This window comes from Methanococcoides methylutens, assembly GCF_000765475.1.
In the GTDB taxonomy this organism is placed as follows: Archaea; Halobacteriota; Methanosarcinia; order Methanosarcinales; family Methanosarcinaceae; genus Methanococcoides; species Methanococcoides methylutens.
Window position 1 is genome coordinate 60,737 of record NZ_JRHO01000014.1, and the last position, 23,510, is coordinate 84,246.

Sequence of the window (23,510 nt, forward strand, 5' to 3'; positions counted from 1 at the left end):
AGGAAGCCTATCGCATGCGAATCGGAGTATATATCTGCCACTGTGGATTGAACATTGCCAGTGTCATCAACATGGATGCACTTCATCAGAAAGTCGAGGAGATGGAGGATGTTGCACTTGTAAAAGACATTCAGTTCATGTGCTCTGACTTCGGTCAGGAGCAGTTGATCGATGACATCAAGGAAAACAACATCGACAGGATACTGGTAGCAGCGTGCACTCCGAAACTCCATGAACCCACATTCAAACGCGTCCTCGAAAAAGCAGGTATCAACCCGTACCTTCTGGAGATAGCAAACATCCGCGAGCAGTGCTCATGGGTACACATGCACAACCACAGCATGGCTACCCAGAAAGCTTTCGATCTTATCAAAATGGGCGTTGCAAAACTTAAGCTGCTGGCACCATTGCAGATCCGTACGTTCAAGGCGAACAAGGACGTTCTTGTCATCGGCGGTGGAGTTGCAGGTATCGAAGCAGCCCTGACACTTGCAGATGCCGGAACACACGTCTACATGGTTGAGAAGGAACCAACCATCGGCGGAAAGATGGCTTTGCTCAACGAGGTGTTCCCCACAAACGACTGTTCCATATGCGTGCTTGCACCGAAGATGACGGATGTGCAGAACCATCCGAATATCGAGATGCGGACCTACTCCGAGATCACCGACATCTCCGGCTCAGTGGGCAATTTCAATGTAAAGGGAGTAGAACATCCCAGATATGTCATGATCGATCGCTGCAAAGGATGTATCGACCAGTGTTCAAATGTCTGTCCGGTAGAGATACCTAACCCATTTGACAGCGGACTTGGCAAAACAAAGGCAATCAACATGCCGATCCCACAGGCAGTTCCGCAATCGGCTTACATCGACAATGAGTTCTGTGTTGGCTGCGGATTATGCAAACAGGCCTGCCCTGCAGATGCTATTGATTACAACCTCAAAGAAGAAGAATTCTCATTCACCGTCGGAGCCGTGATAGTTGCAACCGGTTATCAGGGGTTCGATGCAAAACGCAAGGAAGAATATGGTTACAGTGTCTATCCGGATGTCCTGACCAACATGGAGCTGGAAAGGCTTCTCAATGCATCGGGACCAACACGCGGTAGAGTGGTCGTTCCATCCACACACGAGACACCTGAAAAAGTTGCTTTTATCCAGTGCGTCGGATCAAGAGACGAGACCGTTGGAAACCCCTACTGCTCCCGTGTCTGCTGCATGTCATCCATGAAGAATGCACAGATGATCAAGGAGCGCTATCCTGACACCGATGTCACCATTCACTATATTGACATACGTGCAGCCGGTGAGATGTACGAGGAATACTACGTACGCAGCCAGATGATGGAGATCAATTTCATCCGCGGCAAGGTCGCGGAAGTACAGCTTGACCCACAGGGACAGATGCAGCTCCGGTATGAGGACACACTTGAGTGTGCCATTCGGGAGGAACCTTACGATCTAGTCATCCTGGCAACAGGAATGGAAGCCAGCACCACAACAGAGCCTATCGCAAAGATGTTGAACCTTTCAAAAAGAACTGACAGGTTCTTGTCCATTGCACACCCGAAGATGAGGCCTGTGGATGCTCACATAAACGGCGTCTTCATCGCAGGCTGTGCATCGGGACCAAAGGAGATACAGGCAGCCATCGCACAGGGAAGTGCAACTGCTGCAAGGTCCACCCGCCTGCTGGCAAAGGGAGAGCTTAAGAACGATCCATTCAGCGCACATGTAGATCCGGAAAAATGTATCGGATGCCGCATATGTGAGAGTGTCTGCAATTTCAATACGATCAATGTCATAGACGGTAAAGCAGTGGTTGATGAGATCTCCTGCCAGACATGCGGTTCATGCAGTGCATCCTGTCCCACAGATGCCATAACCATGCCTCATAGTACCGATGAGCAAATCATTGCACAGATAAGGGCGGCTGTTGAGATCAAGGATGAGTTCCCGCTTATCATTGCGTTCCTCTGCAACTGGTGCAGCTATGGTTCCGCCGACCTTGCAGGAACATCAAGGATACAATACCCGACCAACGTAAGGATCATAAAGGTCATGTGCGCCGGACGTGTAGACCCTGACTTCGTACTGGAAGCATTGCAAGGGGGCGCGGACGGAGTACTTGTTACCGGCTGTCGTCTTGATGAATGCCACTATATTCTGGGCAATATCGATGCAAAGCACAGGATGGAGAATCTCAAGGAAGTTCTCGATGAGATAGGCCTGGATCCGCGAAGGCTGAGACTGCAATGGATATCCGCCGCAGAAGGGGATAAATTTGCAAAGACCATCGAGGATTTCGTTGACGAACTCACCGAACTTGGACCTGTTGGTTCCGAGTTGCCGGAGGAGCAGGAATGAGTGATGAAGAAAAGTCCATGGAAGTCTCAAGGGAGATGGACATACAGGGCAACCACATCCTTTACAAGCTGATCTCCGACCGATCTGAAAAGACACTTGATTACGATTACAAAAGATGTGTGGGATGCGGGATCTGTGTAAGGATCTGCCCCACAAAAGCACTCGAACTCGGACCTATCAAGGAAATAGCCACAGGCATGGATGCACCACCGGTGATGATGGACCTTGATAAGTGCACATTCTGTTCCATGTGCGTGAACTTCTGTCCTGTAACAGCTCTGGAAATGAGAACAGAAGGAGATTTCCCTGAAGAAGAACTCTATCCTGTGCTGGAATACAAGGTCGAGATGAACGAGAAATGTGTACCTTGTTCCCTCTGTGAGGCATCATGCCCGGAGGATGCCATTACTCTGGAATACACATTCCCTAAAAAGGAAGAGATAGCACCCCTGAAAGAGAACGCAGAAGGCGAGATAGAGATAGACACCGATAAGTGTAACCTCTGCGGCATATGTGCACATTTCTGTGATGCCTTCCTCATGCTGGAAAAGGAACCCACAGCAACTGACCCCATGCCTTTTGAGCAACTTATTGTTGACGAGGATATGTGCGACTACTGCATGCTCTGCCAGGACATCTGTCCAGAGGATGCGATCAAAGTAAAGGGAGAGCGTCCCTGTGAACCGCCTGTAGTGTCAGGACATGTGACGGTCGATGATGATAAATGCACACGATGCGGCTGGTGTGATGCAGTCTGCCCTTATGATGCGGTCGATCTGGTAAAGCCATTCGAAGGCGATCTGGTACTTGTTGAGGAACACATCGAGAAATGTGACACACAGGGGTGTCATGCCTGCTTTAACATCTGCCCATCGCACCTCTGGTACGTCCCGGAAGATGGGAAGAACATCGCTGCGGTACACGACCTTTGCACCTATTGTGGAGCCTGCGTCAATGCCTGCCCCGTGGATGTGATGAAGGTAGCACGCAGCAAGGTCAATCATACGGATATACCCGATACGCCCTGGGCATCCGAATGGAAGGATGCCATTGATTCACTCCTCACAAAAGAAAGAAAGCGACCTGACCTCTCAAGGGCACTTGAGGTCGAGACCGAGCCACTGAAAGAGCATGTGGATATCGCATTCCCGGATGTCGATAAAGAGATGATGGACAAGGTTTCCGAGAAGATGCAAACAGCCAGGGATGCACTGACCAAACCAAAGTTCAGGAAGATCCTGAACAAAGGTAAAGCAGAAGAGATACACAGGTCCATGAAAAAATAAACCGGGAAATGCATCGAAGGATTATTTTTTCAGGAAACAGATAGCATCCTGCTTCTCCGGGTCTGCTGATACACAAGCATGAGAACCTGTAACAGCAGGAACGTCGATCAGTTTTATTATATCGCTGAAGCTATCGTACCCAGGAAGTATATCAGAGAACGAATTTGCTGACCTCGCGAAGAACTTCTCATTGAACTGCGACTCGGGCTCATCAGGATACAAAGGCAGGTAAATGATCTCTTCCTCGACAAGGTCCTGGAAGAAATGTGTACCATAGGAAACATCAGGCCTGTGCTCGGTGGTCTGGATGGCAACCTCGATTAGCACGGATGTGTTCCGGATCTCAGAATAGGTTACATTCACACCAAGTTCGAGGTTGCTGCTACCCCACCTTCCAGGACCCATCAGTATGAACTTCTCACCATCTTTGCCCAGTTTCTCGTTCAGATGACCTATGATCCTTCCAAGGGATTGCTTCTCTTCAAAATCAACATCTGTAGAATATATGATAGGGTCCACATAGACGATATAACGTATATCGGGAACAACCCCTCCGGAAATGGTCTTTGAAGACCTGAACAATATTTCATCCTGACCCAGGTCAGCGGGCACTGAAAAAGATTCAGCCTTGCCGGGGATCTTCATCGGCCTGCACTGGAGGATGTTAAGCTTGATGTTGTTCGACTTACCTATAAATGCCGTGAATTCCACATCTACAGGCTGACCATATGCTTTTTCGATCGTCTGGATGGCATTGCCGATGATCTCAACGAGCTTTGTTTTGAATATTAGGTTATTGAAGGTCAGTATCAGCTTTCCATCAGCAGCCGAAATGAAATTTGTAACAGGATCCTTGACATAATCATCTTTGAGCAGTGAAGCATACATATTCAGCTTAGGGTAATCGAAATCCTTAAGCAATGCAGAGACAGGAACAGTCCTGAACTCGTTTCTTTCAAGGTCCAGAAGGTCCACCTCTATCTGGGAATACCTGGCGACCTGACGCCCTCTCTCTGGTCTCAGCTGAGGGTGACTTACCGAGATTATGCGCGGGTAATCACGGTCAACGCGATCCACGGCCCGCGTACCCAATCCGAATACCAGACGGATCATGCCTTTGTTCGGATCGATCTGCTCGCTCCAGGCAAAGAGGTTCCTGGAGAATGTCACACCTGCCAGGGCCGGGAAGAAATAGTCCTTATAGTGAGTTCCTGATACACGCTGCACAAGGATAGCCATCTGTTCATCAGTGTTATCAAGACCATGCACTTTCCTGTAGATGAGGGCATCCGGGTCCAGTGCACTGGCATAGACAAGTTTAACGGCTTCCAGGAATGCTGCCATCCTTTCCTCAGGATCACCCTGGTTGGTACAGAACTCGCTCCGATATTTTCCTGCAAAGGCATTCCCGAAATTGTCCTCCAGCAGGCTGCTTGACCTGACGATTATGGGAGCCTGACCGAAGTAATCCAGCATACTGCGGAACTGCTCCATGATGTCATCCGGGAATGTTCCCTCAAGGAAGCGCTGTTCGACACTCTGGAATTCTTCTTTTGAGAGTCTGTATCCATTGGAAAGGTCCATCTTCAGGCGAAAGAGGTCGTTGTTGATGAGGAATGTAAAGAAAACATCGGAACCGATGTAGAATGAATCATGAGGCTCCATGATCTTTGCGAATTCCCCGGAATCATCTTCCTTAAGGACTATGTTCCTTGAAAGCAGCATCCCGACACTTTTGCCTCCGATCATTCCGGAACCGATGATCCTTTCCCTGGTATAGAGCAGGTCATCGATATCGAAATACTTCTCAGCGAGTTCCCTGAACCGTGGCCTTTCCCCTATGATCATACGGCACAGTTCACTTTTGAGTGCCATCATTTCCTGTAGAGGGACCTTATCTTCCTCATAGAGCATTTGATACTGCAATGCCTTTCTATAGATCGTGTCCCAGGGAGCTATGCTACTTGCTCCGGGGTCAAGAATATGATGGTCTTTCCCCCCTGATACAGAGGCTGCCTCCCCGCTATTGAACAATGGTACCCACTTGTCATCCTGCATGAGATGAGGAAGGAACATCTGGCTTGAATAGCGTCCATACACCTTCAGCGGATGGAGATATGCATTGCCTTCCACATGGTAGAAGTTCAGGAGCAACTGGGTAGTCTCCCTGATAGCCGCAATTGCCTGATGACCATGCCTACCTTTTGTAAGTGCGAAATACGTAACCGTATCAAGTTCATAGAGATAGGGGCATGTGGCCTTGAAGAAATTCGCGAGTAACTCGTCCGTTGCCCATTCCACAACCAGGGTGGAGAGGTTATCGAATACATAAAAGGTCTCACGGCCATAGCTCTCAATGATCCGGTGGACCTCAGTACTGAAATAATCAAAACCATTTGCGGGATCTACTTCAACAATTTCAAGACCATCCATTGGCCTCAGGATCGGCTTATGAGGCGCGAACCTGATGTAAACGCACCTGTGACCTTCTTTTATCGCATTTTCCGTGAACTTCTCTGCAAAGAATATGTAATCTTCAAGTTCATCCACCTGCCAGACAACATTATCGCCGTACCAAAGGTTCTGAAGCAGTTCATCGAGTCCCCCTAATCCACTGCTTGCAATTCTTTTATCCATAATAGTACCCGGAAATAAGTTTCTGAATACTACAATAAATAATTTACCAGTCACTTATGAATGATAAAAAATTAGGGACTTCTAAGCTAAAAGATCAAAATACAAAATGTTATAATACATTCCAGTGAACGGATAGCAAACAATACTTTTATAATGGCTAACACGTTTTGTTGTCTAGATCGTGACAGAGTAATTGGTGATACTTCTATGAGCAAAAAGATCGACTACCGTGAACTTGGATTAAAATGCGGACTTGAGATTCATCAGCAGTTGAACTCAAAAGAGAAACTTTTCTGTAAATGCCCTACTAAGATACGTGACACGGATGAGTCGAACTTTGAATTTTTCCGTTACCTGCGCCCTACTGCAAGTGAGATGGGAGAGACCGACAGGGCAGCACTTGAGCAGACAAAGGTCAACAGGAAATACATCTACAAAGCATATGACAGCACCTGCCTTGTGGAAAATGATGAGGAACCACCTCGTGAACTTAACAAAGAGTCACTTGACATCGCATTGTCGATCGCAAAGCTATTGCACATGATACCAGTGGAGCAGCTCCACGTCATGAGAAAAATAGTTGTGGACGGATCGAACACCAGTGGATTCCAGAGAACCGCTTTCCTCGCCGGAGGCGGACATCTCGACACTTCCGAAGGAGCCGTAGGCGTTGATGTCCTCTGTGTAGAGGAAGAGGCCGCACAAAAGATAGAGGACAAAGGCGACTCTATTCTTTATTCACTTGACAGACTGGGAATACCGCTTGTGGAGATCGGTACAGCACCTGACATAATCTCACCGGCACATGCAAAGGAGACTGCTGCCAATATCGGCATGTTGCTTCGTTCTACCGGTAAGGTAAAAAGAGGTCTTGGAACCATCAGGCAGGATGTCAACATATCCATAGCAGAAGGAGCCCGTGTGGAGGTAAAAGGTGTCCAGGCCCTTGATCTTATCGAAACTATTGTTGAAAGGGAGGCCGAGAGGCAGGTTAACCTTCTCGAGATACGCAGGTCCCTTCAGGAAAGGAATGCAAGCGTCCATGATGAGATATTTGACGTGACCGAAATGTTCAGTGGAACTGAATCAAAGGTCATAAAGAAGGCACTCAAGAAAGGGAAGGTACTCGCAGTCCTCCTGCCCGGATTTGCAGGACATGTTGGAATGGAAGTGCAGCCAGGAAGACGCCTGGGCACCGAGTTCTCCGACCGTGCAAAGACCTCAGGCGTAGGTGGCATATTCCACACCGATGAACTGCCCAATTATGGCATAACCGAAGATGAGGTCGCTTCATTGCGTGAATTCGTTGGTGCGAAAGAAGGCGATGCTGTCGTTATGGTAGCAGACAAAGAGAAACGTGCACTCGGTGCCATGGAAAGTGTGCTTATCCGTGCGCAGGAAGCACTTGAGTTCGTTCCCGAAGAAACAAGACGTGCACTTCCTGACGGTAACAGCGCATACATGAGACCGCTTCCCGGAGCTTCGAGGATGTACCCCGAGACAGATGTACCACAGGTAGAGATCAAAAAGGAGTACTTTGATACTATCGAGATCCCGGAGCTTCTAACAGAAAGGGCAAAGAGGTTCAGCAAAGATTACGGGCTCAACGAGGAACTTGCAGAGAAGATCGCATATTCACAGGACCTGGCGCTTTTCGAGGAATTGATGAGCAGGTACAACAATGACAAGAATGTCACTGCAACCCTTATCGTGACAACATTCACAGGACTTGTGCCTGAACTCAAACGTGATGGTGTGGATGTCACGAAGATCAATGACGAGCACTTCAAACAGATGTTCGAGATCATATCTTCAGGTGATGTGGCCAAAGAGGGTATGGAGCAGATACTCCGCTATGTTGCAAAGAAACCAAAGGCAAATATAAGGGACAGTCTGGAAGAACTTGGACTTACAGGTATTGACACATCCCAGATAGAAGAATTCATTGCAAAGATCGTGGAAGAAAGACAGGACTTTGTGAAAGAAAAAGGACCGGCCGCCGTAGGACCTCTCATGGGAATTGTCATGGGCGAGTTCCGCGGAAAAGTTGACGGAAAGGTCCTCAGTGAACTCCTGAAACAAAAGATTAATGAGTGTATTAATACATAATATTCGTTAGATATTATGACACTTGGGAGAAACAACACTGGTACATTAGTCTTAAAGATTGCATTGATCGCGTCAATACTATTGATATCAACAGCTTTAGCAGGTGCTATATCGTTAGGAGAGACAGAACAACTTACCTTTGACGTCAACCAGAGATCACCTGCCTGGAGTCCGGATGGCCAATTGATAACATATTCTTCTGAGCAGGCCATCTGGATAATGAATGCAGACGGATCTGATCAAACAAGGATATATGACACCATTGCATGGGAGGGGGAGCCTTCTTTCAGTTCAGATGGAAAATTCATATATTATGCTACAGAACATGTCCAGCCATTCTCTTCCAAGTTCGTAAGTATCCGTGTAGTAGAGCTTGCTGACAAAAGCAATACTTCACAGATAACAGAAAATGCTGACAAAAGGGAACCCGTCATGAGTCCTGACGGAACAAAGATAGCATACCTTTCAAAGACTGCAGGAAACTATGACATATGGACAATGAACCCTGATGGTAGTGAGAACAGGCAAATAACCGATTCATCCAGTAATGAAGGGGCACCATCCTGGTCACCTGAAGGCGACATGCTGGTATATTCACTGGAAGGAAAGATATGGACCGTTGACCCTGATAACAGGGTTCCAAAGCTCCTCAGGAATGATAATTTTGTGAACACAAATCCGGTGTTCAATCCTGATGGAACAAAGATAGCATTTGTATCTGACAGGTCAGGCAATTCTGATATATGGGTCATGAACTCAAATGGTGTAGGAATTGAACAGGTCACATTTGAAAATTCAACTCAGGAACATCCTGCATGGAGTCCGGAAGGCGATAAAATTGCGTTTTCATCTAACGAAGGTGGTGACTACAACATCTGGACAATTGCACTTTCAGACACAGATAGTCTGGTTGAGTTAGGACCTGATGAGGAACTGCTGGTGGAGGAAGAAAAGTTTGACATATTAAAAGAACTTGAAGCTTTTGCAACAAAGTCGCCACTGAGAACACTCATTATATTATTCTCACTCTCCGTAATTGTAATAGTGATGTTCCTCAGGAACTTCCTGAAAGGGCTGTAAGAACAGTCCTCTTATTTTCTTTTGCATACATTACCTTTTATTATTCTATTATTTTGGAATTAAGAGTTCTATCACTCACATCTGTTCTGAAATCTATAAATTCCATCGTAACGCTTATAGCCTATTCATGACATGTATTCGCAGGTTCGGATGATGTCTGCAGTAATAGGATTAGAAGATGGAACAATTTTAAAAGGTACTGGTTTTGGTGCCGAAGGTATCGTTTGCGGAGAACTTGTTTTTACTACCCAGTACACAGGATATGAGGAGTCTCTTACAGACCCGTCCTACACTGGTCAGATATTAATGTTCACGTACCCTTTGATAGGGAACTATGGTGTTAATAAGGACACTTTTCAGTCAGATGGTGTGAAGGCCGAAGGCCTTGTGGTAAGGGAAGCATGCCCTTCTCCAAGTCACCACCTTTCCACACGTAATATCTACAAATTAATGGAAGATGAAGGTAAGCCGGGAATTTCCGGCATTGATACCCGTATGCTTACCATCGGTACCAGAGAGCATGGTACCATGCGTGCTGCACTGATAAACGGCAGTGACGATGGTGAAGAAGCAGTCAGGCTGGCAAGGGAACAACCTGATATTTCAAACCTTGATCTTGTTTCAAGGGTCACCTGCAAAGAGCCATATACAATAGAAAGTCAGGTAAAGACCGCTGACAGAAAGCACGTTGTGCTCTTTGATCTGGGCATGAAAAAGAACATCTCGTTAAGTCTTCTGAGAAGAGGCGTTGATGTTACAGTAGTACCTGCCAATACACCTGCTTCTGTGATCGAGGATTACAACCCTGATCTGCTTTTCCTTTCCAATGGGCCGGGAGATCCACAGAACGCACAGAATTCTATTGATGTTGTCAAGGATCTGGCAGGAACAATGCCAATATCAGGCATTTGTCTCGGACACCAGGTCATCTCAAGAGCACTTGGAGCAGATACATATAAGCTCAAATTCGGACACCGTGGAGCAAACCAGCCGGTCAAGGACCTGGAATCCGGAATTGTCCATATAACATCACAGAATCACGGTTTTGCTGTTGAAGGTGACACATTTGACGATACAGATGTGACTGTCACACAGATCAACACTAATGATAATACTGTAGAAGGTATCGAACACAACGATCTTGACATATTCAGTGTCCAGTACCATCCGGAAGCACATGCCGGACCAAGGGACACGGAGAAGATATTCTTTGGGAAGGTCATGAAAGCTATGGGAGGCAGGGTATAATGGCAAAACGAACAGATATTAACAAGATCCTGCTGATAGGCTCCGGACCGATCATGATCGGACAGGGAGCAGAATTCGATTTCTCAGGAAGCCAGGCTTGCAGGTCATTAAGAGAAGAAGGATATGAAGTAGTCCTTGTAAACTCCAATCCGGCAACCATTATGACAGATCCGGAGATGGCAGATGCTGTTTACATCGAACCCCTTGAAGCAAAGATAATAGCAAAGATAATCGAGAAGGAACTCCCCGACGGTATCATTGCAGGTATTGGTGGTCAGACCGGACTGAACCTTACAAGTGAGCTTGCTGATCTGGGAGTTTTCGAAAAGTTCAATGTCGAACTACTTGGAACATCTCTTGAAGCTATCAAGAACACCGAGGACCGTGAGCTTTTCAAGAAGAAGATGGAAGAGATCGGAGAAAAGGTCCCGAGAAGTGTGGCTGTTTCCACACTGAAAGAAGCTGAAGCGCTCATTGACGAGCTCGGACTTCCACTTATCATTCGTCCCGCATACACCCTTGGTGGTGCTGGTGGCGGTATCGCATACACAAGAGAACAGCTTCTCGAGATCAGTGAAAGAGGACTGCGCCGCAGCAGGATCAATCAGGTGCTTATCGAAGAGAGCGTACTTGGCTGGAAAGAGTTCGAATACGAGGTCATGCGTGACTCCAATGATACATGTATAGTTATCTGTAACATGGAGAACCTCGACCCGATGGGAGTTCACACCGGTGAGTCCATTGTGGTAACACCATCCCAGACACTGAACGATATCGAACACCAGATGCTGAGAACAGCAGCTATCAAGATCATACGTGCTTTAGGAATTGAAGGTGGATGTAACATCCAGTTCGCTGCAAAAGACGGTGAATACAGGATCGTAGAGGTCAACCCGCGTGTTTCAAGATCATCAGCCCTTGCATCAAAGGCAACAGGTTACCCGATCGCCAGGGTGACTGCTAAGATCGCCATAGGCATGACACTTGATCAGATCCTTAATGATGTCACAAAGAAGACACCTGCATCCTTTGAACCTACCATTGACTACGTAGTTACAAAGATCCCAAGGTGGCCTTTCGACAAGTTCGTGACCGCGGACAAGACATTGACAACCGCTATGAAGAGTACCGGTGAGGTCATGTCCATCGGACGCACCATTGAGGAATCACTCCAGAAAGCAGTCCGTTCCCTTGATATCGGAATGAAGTTCGGAAGCAAGACATGGGACCAGGCAGAAGCCAAAACCCTGCTAAAAACACCTACCAGTGAGAGGCTTTTCGTTATCTTCGATGCATTGAAGAATGGTATGAGCGTTGAAGAGGTCTCGGAACTTTCAGGTTATGATATATTCTTCGTAACAAAGATCAACAACATCGTCGAGATGGAGAACGAGCTTGAGAACAGGCTTTTCGCAGGTGAGCCGGACATTGAGATGCTCAGGTCTGCCAAGCAGATGGGATTCACCGATGACAGGATCGCAGAGCTCACAGGCAAGAGCCGCGAGGAGATCAATGACCTTCGCCGTGAGAACATCAGTGCGACCTACAAGATGGTAGATACCTGTGCTGCAGAGTTCGCTGCAGAGACTCCTTACTATTATTCATGCTACGAGACCATGTGCGAAGACCAGCCAACTGACAGGAAGAAGATCCTGATCCTTGGTGCAGGTCCTATACGAATCGGACAGGGTATCGAGTTCGACTACTGTACCGTCCACGCTGTCACAGCCATCCGTGATGAAGGCCTTGAGGCGCACATAATCAACAACAACCCTGAGACGGTATCAACTGACTACGATACATCCGACAAGCTGTTCTTCGAGCCTCTGACACTCGAGGACGTCATGAACATTATCGATCGTGAGAAACCATACGGTGTGCTTGTCCAGTTCGGTGGACAGACATCTGTCAACCTTGCAATGCCACTCCAGAAAGAGCTTGACCGCCGTGATGACATCGATACGATAATTCTCGGAACATCTCCGGAAGACATCGACATGGCAGAGGACAGGGAGAAGTTCAACCTGATGATGAGCAAGCTTGACGTTGCACAGCCTGAAGCAGGTTATGCAACATCCGAAGAAGACGCCATTGCGATCGCAACACGAATCGGATACCCTGTACTTGTCAGGCCATCATACGTTCTCGGTGGACGTGCAATGGAGATCGTCTATGAACAGTCTGACCTTGAACGCTACATGATCGAAGCAGTTCGTGTGTCCCCTGAGCATCCGATCCTTATCGACGACTTCCTTGAGGGAGCAGTCGAGATCGATGTGGATGCTGTCTGTGACGGCAAGGACGTGCTTATCGGTGCCATCATGGAACACATCGAAGAAGCAGGTGTGCACTCCGGTGACTCTGCATGTGTGATCCCACCATACTCACTCTCCGAGGAAACTCTCGCAACAGTACGTGATTATACCCGCAAGATCGCACTTTCGCTCAATGTTAAGGGACTTATCAACATCCAAATGGCAGAGCAGAATGGCAAGGTATACGTGCTTGAAGCAAACCCACGTTCCAGCCGAACGATCCCATTCGTATCAAAAGCAGTAGGGATGCCACTTGCCAAGATAGCTGCACAGGTCATTATCGGACATACCCTTGAAGACCTTGGATATGCAGAACTTGATGAGACACCCGTAAAACATTACTCTGTCAAGGAAGTATTACTTCCATTCGACAAATTGCCAGGTGCAGACCCTGTGCTCAGCCCTGAGATGAAGAGTACCGGAGAGGTCATGGGAGTTGACTATGATTTCGGACGTGCTTTCTTCAAGGCACAGATCAGTGCAGACAATATACTGCCACTTAGCGGTTACGTTTTCATGTCCATCAGACAGAACGACAAGGAAGCCTTTGTTGAAACCGCCCGCAAGATGCAGGATGCAGGGCTTAAGCTCATCGGTACCAAAGGTACTGTGAACTTTTTAGCCGAGAAAGGCATCAATATGGAAGCGGTGATGAAAGTGCATGAAGGCAGCCCTAATGTCATCGATATGATGCGCAGGGATGAGGTTGCACTCATTGTGAACACACCAACAGGAAAGCAGTCACGAAAGGACGGATACACTATCCGCCGTGCAGCAGTGGACTTTAAGGTGCCGTATATCACCACGATCCAGTCTGCAAAAGCTGCGGCTGATGCTATTGTCTCAATGAAGGAAGGAGACCTTGCCATCAAGTCCATCAATGAATATCACAAAGAGATCGTCAGGAACTAATTATCAATTAACGGAGCGAATCAACATGTCAAAGAAAGTAGTACTTGCTTATTCCGGTGGATTGGACACATCCATCTGTATCCCCCTCCTCAAAGAAGAATACGGATACGACGAGGTCATAACCGTAGCAGTCGATGTGGGACAGCCAAAGGAAGATGTCGCACAGGCAGAAGAGAAGGCAAAGAAGATCAGTGACCTTCATTTCACCCTTGATGTTCGCGAGGAGTTCGTGAACGATTACATTTTCCCTTTAATAAGAGCCAATGGTGATTATGAAGGCTATGTTATGGGAACCTCCATTGCACGCCCGCTTATTGCCAAAAAGGTCGTCGAGATCGCAGAACAGGAAGGCGCTGTTGCACTTGCACACGGTTGTACCGGTAAAGGAAACGACCAGCTTCGTTTCGAGGCTGTGTTCAGGCTCACTGATATGGATGTCATCGCACCTATGAGAGAGATGAACCTGACCCGAGAATGGGAGATCGAATACGCAAAGGAACACGGTATTCCAGTAGGTGTCACCACTGCAAAGCCATGGAGCGTTGACGAGAACATCTGGAGCAGAAGCATCGAGGGCGGAAAGCTCGAAGACCCTGGATACATCCCACCTGAGGAGATCTACAAGTGGACAGCTTCACCTGAAGATGCACCTGATGCACAGACCATCGTGATCGGTTTCGAGAACGGTGTGCCAGTGTCACTTGATGGTGAGAAGATGGACGGTGTTGAGCTCATTGAAAAGATGAACGTCATTGCAGGCACCCACGGTGTCGGACGTACTGACATGATCGAAGACCGTGTCCTCGGACTTAAAGCACGTGAAAACTACGAGCACCCTGCAGCAACCGTACTCCTTGCAGCACACAAAGACCTTGAAAAACTGGTCCTCACCCGCTCTGAACTCAAGTTCAAGGCAATGGTAGACGAACAGTGGTCCGAGCTTGCATACTACGGTCTTGTGGACGAACCACTCTACGATGACCTGAATGCATTCATTGACAAGACACAGACACGTGTAAACGGTACAGTCACCATGAAACTGTACAAGGGAAGCCTCACAATTCTTGCAAGGACATCCCCGGCAGCACTCTACTCAGAAGAACTTGTGTCCTTTGATGGAACAAGCATCGACCAGAAGGACGCCGAAGGATTTGCAAAATATCACGGATTCCAGGCACGCCTGTTCAGGAAATTCGTTGATAAGAACTAAAATTAATTACTCGTATGCGGTTGTCGCATACGGGCTTCTTTTTTCTTTTGTTGGTCTTGATTTGGATTGTTCTAAATTTATTACCCGGCTACTCATACTGTTTAAACGCATATTTTAAAACATACCCCAATTCTTAGGGTATGTTGCACTGCACTAACCCAAAAAAGTTAGAATCACTTCCCCCGCACAATCTTGCGGGGATATAGGTAAGTTGAATTTTTTGTACGAGATTGTGTGAATTGTTTGCACAACCTGTCTGTAAACATCTAAGAGAATCTAGCTATACTATTTTGGATGCTAATCAATTACAAATAAAAATATTATATATTATTATGTTATTACTGGTAATGTAAACTCTAATAACAAATTATTTTTCTCGTTAAAATTTTGTGGTTATATTTGAAGGTAATATTATGAACAAAATTGACATAGTTCCAGCTTGCAAAGGGATAATAACTAATTTAGACTTATTAAAATCAGAAGGTACACTTCAATTTACTACGAGTCTTAGTGACTTAAAAGCTGGAGGAATCATTTTTGAAGTAAGTGGACCAGAGTTCAGCTTCATATTTGGTTCAAACGAAAAAGGACTTTTTGTAAAAAGAAACGAAGTTTTTTCAATATTGACTTATGATGATATAAAAGAAACCTCAGTAGAACCAATGATTTTTCTGACTTGGTCCTACAATAAAATTTCATTATATTTTTGTAGTGAAATTAAACATAAAAAAGCAGAAGCTCCAACAAAACCCTGTTCTCCTCCTCCATCATTAATTAAATGGGCACGTAAACAAAATTTACTCCCAATGGTTGAATATGAAAGTGAGGAAAAATTACGCGAAAAAGTATATTCATGTTTGTTATCAATACAAGACAAAATTGATGAATATGGTGCAATAAATCCTTTTTGGGACATTAGTTATTCTGGTAAGAGTATTGTTAGCAGAACACCTAAAAAAGAAACAGATGTTCAACCTGTAATCAGCCTTTTGCTGTCGGATCAAATGCTAATGGCTGGAATAGAAGTTATACCTGAATATCAAACGGGCAGAGGTAATTTGGATTTTATGTTTATGGGGAATGTAAAAGACAATGGTATAACTAAAATATGTGCAGAATTTAAAAATGCTCATTCAAAAGATTTGTTTCATGGGCTTGAAAATCAACTTCCCCTCTATATGAAAAATCGTGAATGCAATTATGGGGCATATTGTGTCTTAAACTATAAAGGGGAATGGTTTACTAAACCTGACACATTTGAAAATAAATTGGATGTGGAACTCTCTATTCATCAAAGCAAATCTATCAATCCATTAGTCCATAACGGTATAAGGTGCTTTATATTTTCATTATCAAAAAAGAAAACTGCTAGTAAGTGAAATTATTATATAACATCCGAAACTATTTTGTAACCTAGACAAACTATTATACCCATATATGTTTTAATCCTTTTAGCAATAGGAATAGATAGGCGATAATTTTTGCATAAATTAAGAAACGTCTATCTTTTTCCCCCATCCATCTAATCTCTCCCTAACATGAGCATTGAGAGTAAACGTGTTCTCACTTCTGACATTTTGCTTCATATAATGCAACGTACCTTTTGAGAAACCCATCTTCTTCCATTCAGTGTAGGATATATCAATGATCTTCTTCCTCAAATCATCCGAATCATACCTTTCAATCTTATAGGAGGGCTTAACAAACTCAATCGTTTTCCTCTTCCTAACAAGATGATGACTCAACTCTCTCGCCTTAACCAACAGGATAGATCCCCAGGAACTATTCTTTTCCCTGTACTCAACCTTCCCGTTAACCACATCATCTTCATAAACATAATACTGAGCAAACCTTGTTTTGATACTCGATACATTTTTATCGAATATTATTCAATGAGTATATTGTAAAATTTGCAAATAGTGCAAGTTAAAACAACTTAAATGGGAGAAAATAATAATGGTAGCTATAGTTAACAGAGACGAATGTGTCGGATGCGGAGTATGTGTAGATGACTGCCCGGCCGAAGCAATATCAATGGACGGCGACAACATCGCTGTAGTAGATGCTGACAAATGTACTGAATGTGGTATATGTGTGGACTCCTGTCCATCCGAAGCAATTTCAATGGAATAAGCAGGTTTATTCCATTTATCTTTCTATTTTTAATATTCAGTAGTTTCGTTTCCAATTCCTGCCTACCTGTTGATTCAATTCTTCCTGTCCTTAAATTTAGCATTGGAGTGCTGGCCATCACAGAATGGTTTATTTCCAGACGCACCGCATCTGCAGAGAGCATAATGGTCCTGGGTTTCAGGTACTGAATCATCAGGATCATCAAGACTGACTCCTGTAACATTGTAAGGTCCATCATTCAGAACAAAAATTTCCGGGCCATGTGAATAATCCTTATACAATTTTCCATTAACAGTATAGCTCAATGCGCCAGAAGGACAGGTCCTGATGAGTTTTGCTATCTCTTCCGGATCAGCAGCATCCGGATCTGCCCAGGGTTCTTCACCCTTTCTGAAAACAGAAGGTAGATTACGAACACAATGGCCTACGTGAGAACACACATCCCTGTTACGATGAATGGTAATATGTTTTCCGACGTAAGTATCAACCCTGTCGGGAACACGGTCTTTTTCTTTTTCTCCGGAAAAATCGTTCTTTACATGTGTTCCATCACAAAATGGCATATTTGCCGACCCTCCACATCTGCAAAGTGCCATAGCAGGTTTTGTCTCGATGAAAACACCCTTTGAATTCCTGAGTGTTTTAAGATCTTTCACAATATATGGTCCATTTTTTGATACTTTTATTGAAGGCCTGACTTCTTTCTCCACTCAAACACCTCTGTAAGAAAATCTGTTGACATCGCATTTCTAATTTTTGTAAGGAACCGTTTTTTAACAAAATTAGTGATAGAAGCTGAAAAACTTATATTCTGTTCATTTAAAATGTTTACTGCAACATGATCTTTTTATGGCATACTTGATTCCAATTTCCGCCATATACAAGGTTTTCAAACTTTTTGAGATATATCAGATCTGCATGAAAGTTAAATTCTATACCAAAGGAATTATATTTTTATTTATGTATTCAAGAAAATATAAGTACATATAAGATCAAATTATTAGATGGAGTAGAACTCTATAGTTAATTCTAACAATAAAAGTGGGGGTATTGATATGAAAACTAAACAAAACTTGCTTATTTGTTTCGGAATGTCCTTGATATTACTAATAATGTCTGCAGGAACTGCTGTAGCTCCGACAGTTACTTGTACAGATGTTGGGATAGGCGATCTCGTATGGGAAGACCTCGACGGGGATGGCATAAAGAATGCAGGCGAGCCAGGTATTGCTGGTGTGACCGTTAAACTTTACGAGTGTGGAGCTACTAATCCTATTGCAACCACAACAACTGATGCAAATGGAATGTACCTGTTCACAGGTCTTGCACCTGGTGACTACTATGTTGAGTTTGTTGCTCCGGTTGGATACATCTTCACACCACCGGATCAGGGTGCTGACGATGCAATGGACAGTGATGCAGATCCAACCACAGGAAAGACTGTATGCACCAACCTTGAGTCAGGTGAGACCGATCTTACGTGGGATGCAGGAATGTTGGGTACAACTGGCATTGGTGATCTCGTATGGGAAGACCTCGACAGAGATGGCATAAAGGATACAGGCGAACCAGGTATTGCTAGTGTGACCGTTGAACTTTATGAGTGTGGAGGTAATGCTCCTATTGCAACCACAACAACGAGTTCTACTGGAATGTACCTGTTCACAGGTCTTGCACCAAGTGACTACCATGTTGAGTTTGTGGCTCCAGCTGGATACATCTTCACACCACAGGATCAGGGTGCTGACGATGCAATGGACAGTGATGCAGATCCAACCACAGGAAAGACTGTATGCACCAACCTTGGGTCAGGTGAGACCGATCTTACGTGGGATGCAGGATTTTATATGATAGTTACTAAAATCAATATTGATATCAAACCAGGTTCATTCCCAAATTCCATTAATCCAAATAGCAAAGGTGTTATTCCAGTTGCAATATTGAGTACAGACGTTTTTGATGCAACAATGGTAGATCCTGTGACCGTGGTATTTGGTCCGAATGATGTATCACCACTAAGGTGGGCAACTGAAGATGTCGATAAAGATGGAGATCTGGATCTGGTATTTCACTTTAGAACTCAGGAAACTGGAGTAGAAGCAGGGGATACAGAGGCAACTCTGACAGGTGAAACTTTTGATGGCACAAACATCGAAGGCACTGATTCAGTAAAAATTGTTCCTTCATAAAAAATGATTCTGGTTTAAAATCAGAATCTATTTTTTCTTTCTTAATTCAGAATTATTATAGATTAGTTTTAAGCTAATTTTTAGACCTTCAGCCATCACCCATTCAGGAAAGTATCGAGCCTCTTCATTCCCTCTTCAATATTCTCCAAACTATTAGCATACGAGAACCTTATATACCCTTGCGCACCATCACCGAAATCAATTCCCGGTGTGACTGCCACGCCTGCTTCATTCAATATTGTACGACTCATTTCCAGGGAATCTGTCCCGAACTCACTGGCATCAGCAAGCACATAGAACGCCCCCATTGGTTCGTATCCAACTCTGAAACCGATGTCCTTCAGTCTCTTCAGCATGTGTTTCCTGCGTTCGTCATATGTGGCCACCATTTCACCAACATGGTCCTGCGGACCACGAAGTGCAGCAATACCTGCCTCCTGCACAAAGCTGTTGGCACATATGAAGAAGTTCTGCTGGAGCTTTTGCAGCACCCTCATGCAATCAAGAGGTGCGATCATGTATCCAAGACGCCAACCTGTCATACAGTATTTCTTGGAAAATCCATTGAGTACAAAGGCATTGTCAGTGTATTCCAGAATGCTGTGGTCTTTTCCACCATAGATAAGACCCTGATAGATCTCATCAGAGATTATCGGGATATTGCCTTTATTTTCTGCTATCTCTGCGATTCCCTGCATCTCTCCTGATGACATAACATAGCCCGTTGGGTTTGAAGGGCTGTTGATCAGGATCGCACTGGTATCAGCATCAAGGTTCTCAGAAACAAGCTCCGGCGTCAGGCCAAATCCATTCTCTTCGGAGGTGTATGCAAAATTTGATTGGCAACCAAGAGCACTGACGAAGTTGGGATAGCATGCATAATGTGGATTTGACATCAGGACTCCATCACCCTGGTCCAGCAATGCCATGAAGGTTAGCATCAATGCAGGGCTTGTTCCGGATGTCACAAGGACCTGCTCAGGAACAAGGTCCAGCCCGAAGCGGTTGTTATAATCATCCACGATGGCACTTCTCAGTTCAGGCAGGCCCAGACTGTGAGTATAGCGGGTATTGCAGGATGCAAGGGATTGGTTTGCTGCCTCACAAATGTGAGGTGCTGTTGGGAAATCAGGCTCGCCTATCTCAAGATGGATTATATCCCTGCCGGCTTGTTCCAGCTTCTGGGCACTTTCCAGCACCTCCATGACATAGAAAGGAGGTATGTTCATGGATCTTTCAGATAATGATAAAGAGGCAGGTGGATGTGACATTCTTGGTAGCTCCTGATCCTGGGTTTTCAATGTGTATTCTCTTGAGGTTTATGCAAGGATAACTTATAATACATATGATAGAAGAAGATATTTCTTAACCAAAAATAAGGGATGATAATATGACAAAGATAACTGTCGATTCGACAATATGTGGATTTACCCATACGATTACCGGCCAGTTGGAAGGCGATAAGGTCATCATAGATATCGATACACCATGTGAAAAGATCAAGGAATTTTCCCACATGGAGGTCCCTACAATGGAGATATTCGGGATCGATGATAACTATGTCATCAGGAAAGCAAAGGATGCAAAATGCAGCTCTACTTGCCTGATCCCTTGTGCAGTACTTCACATGTGCAATCTTGAAGCAGGTTTCCTTTCAAAGAACCTGGCAGAGAGATCCGGAAGTATCAGTATAATTTTTGAACCGTGAAGATCCTCCTGCTCACAAAATAAGAGAATCTTTCATCACTTATTGCAATATTCCTTTTCATCAGCAAGACAGGCTTCATATAGCTGTTCACGAAGGTCCGGCATAGCTGAAAGGGCACGGGTCCAATCAGGCATGAGCACATCTGAAGGATGTTCAAGGTAATCTTCACCTGATCTCCTGATAACATTTGCGAACATATCAACATATAGCTCTTCTTCATGCCTGTTATAGCACAGACCATTGCAAAGGGCATCAGCATGATACCTGCGTATAAGGTCCTGACCGAGGCGCTTGTATTTTACATGGATACCATGCAGGTAAGAAGGTGAAATTATATTATCCGTGGATTCTGTTGTGATCCTCATAAAGGTCGTGAAGATATCACCGACCATTTTGCATAGACCTTCTGATCTGTTGGAACCTACATCCTGATGCTTATGATCATAGTAACCAAGATCAGTCTGGCAGATCTTCTTAGTTGTTGTGTTTCTGTAGACCTCTGCAAGAAGACCGACTTCAAGTCCCCAATCTGCAGGGATCCGTATGTTCATGGCAAGATCACTTGTCATAGCAAATTCACCTGCAAGAGTATACCTGAAAGCAAGAAGATATCGAAGTATGTCAGCCTTGGAATCCGCCTGTAAAGTATCGAGCAAAGGACGTACAAAAAGCCTGAAAACACGACCATGCATGGTCTTTGTTTCCATATTTATCCTTGCATAATAGCCTTTATTGAAAAAGAAGTTCAGTTCCGGTTCCACAATAGGATACAATAACTTTGCCGGGAAATCCTTGGAATAAGTGACAATATCAGCATCATGATAAGCGATAGCATAGGAATCAAGGGTGGCGATCCCCGTAGCCAGCCAGACATCTTTCCCTTTACCCTTATAAGAAGTAATATCGATCCCCATCTTTTTCATCGTGAATAAAATGTGCTGGGCTCTGGGGCCATCACACCATACCACAATGTGAGGAGTTTTCAATTCTTTGAAAAATTCCACCACATGAACATATTCTTCTTCAGTTTCAGCTGCAAGGGCGATAACGACCTGATTAAGGCAAGTACACTCATTGAGATTGGAAATTATGTTCTTAAGAGGGGGATTGTTAACCTCTTCATACAAGATAGGAATGATGAGTGATGCAGGTCTGCGAGTTTTAAGTTCATGTATTCTTTTGATAAGCCTTTCTTTATCGATACTAAAATCATGAATTGTCGTAATATATTCTTGGTAAAAATCCATCTAACTCCCCAGTAGATCTGATAGGCTGCAAAGTGTTCATAGCCCGGAATAAAGACTGGATCGAAATGCATTCCCCCAACTGTAGATGCATCCCAATATTCCCGTTATGATATGTTGAATATCTATATATAGAACATTTAATATAAGCTTTTATACAGACGGGGAATTCAAAACTGGCATCGGTAGACTAAAATATTTACATGCTGCCAAATATTTTTAAAAACTGCTGGCAGGAGGAATGATCTTGGGGTATATTATATTTACAGATCTTGATGGCACTTTAATAGACCATGATACTTATTCTTATGAAGCAGCAAGGCCTGCGCTTAACCTGCTAAAACAAAAAGATGTACCTCTAATTTTCTGTACCAGCAAAACCCGTGCAGAGATCGAAGTCTATGTTGAGGAACTGGACTGTCGCCATCCCTTCATATCAGAGAATGGAGGAGGCATCTTCATACCGAAAGGATATTTTGATATTGATCTGAAGTTTGATCACAGGATCGGGGACTATAATGTCATAGAACTTGGAACCAACTATTCCAATCTAAAAGATGCCCTCGTGGAGATTAGCAAGAGCGCCGGTATTGAGATAATCAATTTCGCAAACATGACCACTGAAGAAGTAAGTGAGGATACAGGACTCGATATTCACTCTGCAGGACTTGCAAAGCTACGCGAGTATGACGAGGTCTTCCGGATAATTGATGAAACTGAAGAAAAAGCCTCCCTGATGATGGAACTTATAAGATCTGCAGGGTACAACCACACCAGAGGTGGCAGATACTGGCATATTATCGGGAACAACGATAAAGGCAAAGCTGTCAGGATGCTAAGTGACATCTACAGAAAGCAGTTCACTGATATCACTACAGTAGGTCTGGGCGATAGCCTGAATGACCTGCCAATGCTGGGATCTGTGGATATACCTGTTCTTGTACAAAAGCCGGGCAGCTTACACGACCCATCAATAACCGATCCGAAAATAAAGCGTGTAAAGGGTATCGGACCCATAGGGTGGAACAATGCAGTCAGCGAGATAATAGAGAAGGGGTCTGAAATTTAAT

General features: G+C 44.8%; 17 protein-coding genes. 12 read left to right on the forward strand and 5 right to left on the reverse strand.

Features of this window, described 5'->3' with window-relative positions:
* Positions 1 to 14: 14 nt before the first annotated feature.
* Positions 15 to 2,369 carry a CoB-CoM heterodisulfide reductase HdrA2 gene (gene hdrA2 / locus LI82_RS07545; RefSeq protein WP_048194718.1) on the forward strand — a complete coding sequence of 785 codons (2,355 nt, stop codon included), beginning with the start codon at positions 15 to 17 and terminating at the stop codon, positions 2,367 to 2,369.
* Complete coding sequence (locus LI82_RS07550) at positions 2,366 to 3,655, forward strand: 4Fe-4S binding protein (protein WP_048194721.1); 1,290 nt, start codon at positions 2,366 to 2,368, stop codon at positions 3,653 to 3,655. The genes hdrA2 and LI82_RS07550 overlap by 4 nt, the downstream gene beginning before the upstream one ends.
* Positions 3,656 to 3,676: 21 nt before the next feature.
* On the opposite strand, the gene LI82_RS07555 is transcribed toward LI82_RS07550, so the two are convergent.
* On the reverse strand, positions 3,677 to 6,292 hold the full coding sequence (locus tag LI82_RS07555; RefSeq protein WP_048194722.1) for a PEP/pyruvate-binding domain-containing protein: 2,616 nt from the start codon (positions 6,290 to 6,292) through the stop codon (positions 3,677 to 3,679).
* A gap of 207 nt (positions 6,293 to 6,499) precedes the next feature.
* Here LI82_RS07555 and gatE point away from each other — a divergent pair, with 207 nt between their 5' ends.
* From gatE to LI82_RS07585, 6 genes are all read left to right on the forward strand, one after another.
* Positions 6,500 to 8,401, forward strand: coding sequence for a Glu-tRNA(Gln) amidotransferase subunit GatE (gatE, locus tag LI82_RS07560; RefSeq protein WP_048194723.1), 1,902 nt, complete (start codon positions 6,500 to 6,502; stop codon positions 8,399 to 8,401).
* 15 nt (positions 8,402 to 8,416) lie between these two features.
* On the forward strand, positions 8,417 to 9,481 hold the full coding sequence (locus LI82_RS07565) for a TolB family protein (protein WP_048194724.1): 1,065 nt from the start codon (positions 8,417 to 8,419) through the stop codon (positions 9,479 to 9,481).
* Between the two features lie 150 nt (positions 9,482 to 9,631).
* The gene (gene carA, locus LI82_RS07570; RefSeq protein WP_081955783.1) at positions 9,632 to 10,729 is read left to right on the forward strand and encodes a glutamine-hydrolyzing carbamoyl-phosphate synthase small subunit; all 1,098 of its coding nucleotides are present in this window, start codon (positions 9,632 to 9,634) and stop codon (positions 10,727 to 10,729) included.
* Positions 10,729 to 13,956, forward strand: coding sequence for a carbamoyl-phosphate synthase large subunit (gene carB / locus LI82_RS07575; RefSeq protein ID WP_048194728.1), 3,228 nt, complete (start codon positions 10,729 to 10,731; stop codon positions 13,954 to 13,956). Before carA ends, carB begins: the two co-directional genes overlap by 1 nt.
* A 25-nt stretch (positions 13,957 to 13,981) precedes the next feature.
* The gene (locus LI82_RS07580) at positions 13,982 to 15,166 is read left to right on the forward strand and encodes an argininosuccinate synthase (protein WP_048194729.1); all 1,185 of its coding nucleotides are present in this window, start codon (positions 13,982 to 13,984) and stop codon (positions 15,164 to 15,166) included.
* A 413-nt stretch (positions 15,167 to 15,579) separates the two neighbouring features.
* Entirely contained in the window at positions 15,580 to 16,545 is a 966-nt protein-coding gene (locus LI82_RS07585) for a hypothetical protein (protein ID WP_048194732.1), read from the forward strand.
* A gap of 111 nt (positions 16,546 to 16,656) precedes the next feature.
* On the opposite strand, the gene LI82_RS07590 is transcribed toward LI82_RS07585, so the two are convergent.
* A complete protein-coding gene (locus tag LI82_RS07590; protein ID WP_048194733.1) occupies positions 16,657 to 16,986 on the reverse strand; it encodes a hypothetical protein in 330 nt (109 codons plus the stop codon).
* A 136-nt stretch (positions 16,987 to 17,122) separates the two neighbouring features.
* Between LI82_RS07590 and LI82_RS07595 the strand changes: the two genes are divergently transcribed.
* The gene (locus LI82_RS07595) at positions 17,123 to 17,299 is read left to right on the forward strand and encodes a 4Fe-4S binding protein (protein ID WP_048194735.1); all 177 of its coding nucleotides are present in this window, start codon (positions 17,123 to 17,125) and stop codon (positions 17,297 to 17,299) included.
* Positions 17,300 to 17,373: 74 nt separating this feature from the next.
* Here LI82_RS07595 and LI82_RS07600 read toward each other — a convergent pair whose 3' ends face one another.
* Positions 17,374 to 18,009 carry a CDGSH iron-sulfur domain-containing protein gene (locus LI82_RS07600; RefSeq protein ID WP_048194737.1) on the reverse strand — a complete coding sequence of 212 codons (636 nt, stop codon included), beginning with the start codon at positions 18,007 to 18,009 and terminating at the stop codon, positions 17,374 to 17,376.
* 345 nt (positions 18,010 to 18,354) lie between these two features.
* Between LI82_RS07600 and LI82_RS07605 the strand changes: the two genes are divergently transcribed.
* Positions 18,355 to 19,488 (forward strand): SdrD B-like domain-containing protein, encoded by a 1,134-nt coding sequence (locus LI82_RS07605; RefSeq protein ID WP_081955785.1) that lies wholly within the window; start codon positions 18,355 to 18,357, stop codon positions 19,486 to 19,488.
* Positions 19,489 to 19,583: 95 nt separating this feature from the next.
* Here LI82_RS07605 and LI82_RS07610 read toward each other — a convergent pair whose 3' ends face one another.
* Complete coding sequence (locus tag LI82_RS07610) at positions 19,584 to 20,759, reverse strand: pyridoxal phosphate-dependent aminotransferase (RefSeq protein WP_048194740.1); 1,176 nt, start codon at positions 20,757 to 20,759, stop codon at positions 19,584 to 19,586.
* 119 nt (positions 20,760 to 20,878) lie between these two features.
* On the opposite strand from LI82_RS07610, the gene LI82_RS07615 reads away from it, so the two are divergent.
* Complete coding sequence (locus LI82_RS07615; RefSeq protein ID WP_048194742.1) at positions 20,879 to 21,196, forward strand: DUF6951 family protein; 318 nt, start codon at positions 20,879 to 20,881, stop codon at positions 21,194 to 21,196.
* A gap of 35 nt (positions 21,197 to 21,231) precedes the next feature.
* On the opposite strand, the gene gpgS is transcribed toward LI82_RS07615, so the two are convergent.
* Positions 21,232 to 22,443, reverse strand: coding sequence for a glucosyl-3-phosphoglycerate synthase (gene gpgS, locus LI82_RS13115; protein ID WP_048194744.1), 1,212 nt, complete (start codon positions 22,441 to 22,443; stop codon positions 21,232 to 21,234).
* A 238-nt stretch (positions 22,444 to 22,681) separates the two neighbouring features.
* Here gpgS and mpgP point away from each other — a divergent pair, with 238 nt between their 5' ends.
* Positions 22,682 to 23,509: a mannosyl-3-phosphoglycerate phosphatase gene (gene mpgP, locus LI82_RS07625; protein WP_236622710.1), complete on the forward strand. Its 828-nt coding sequence runs from the start codon at positions 22,682 to 22,684 to the stop codon at positions 23,507 to 23,509.
* Position 23,510: the final 1 nt, after the last annotated feature.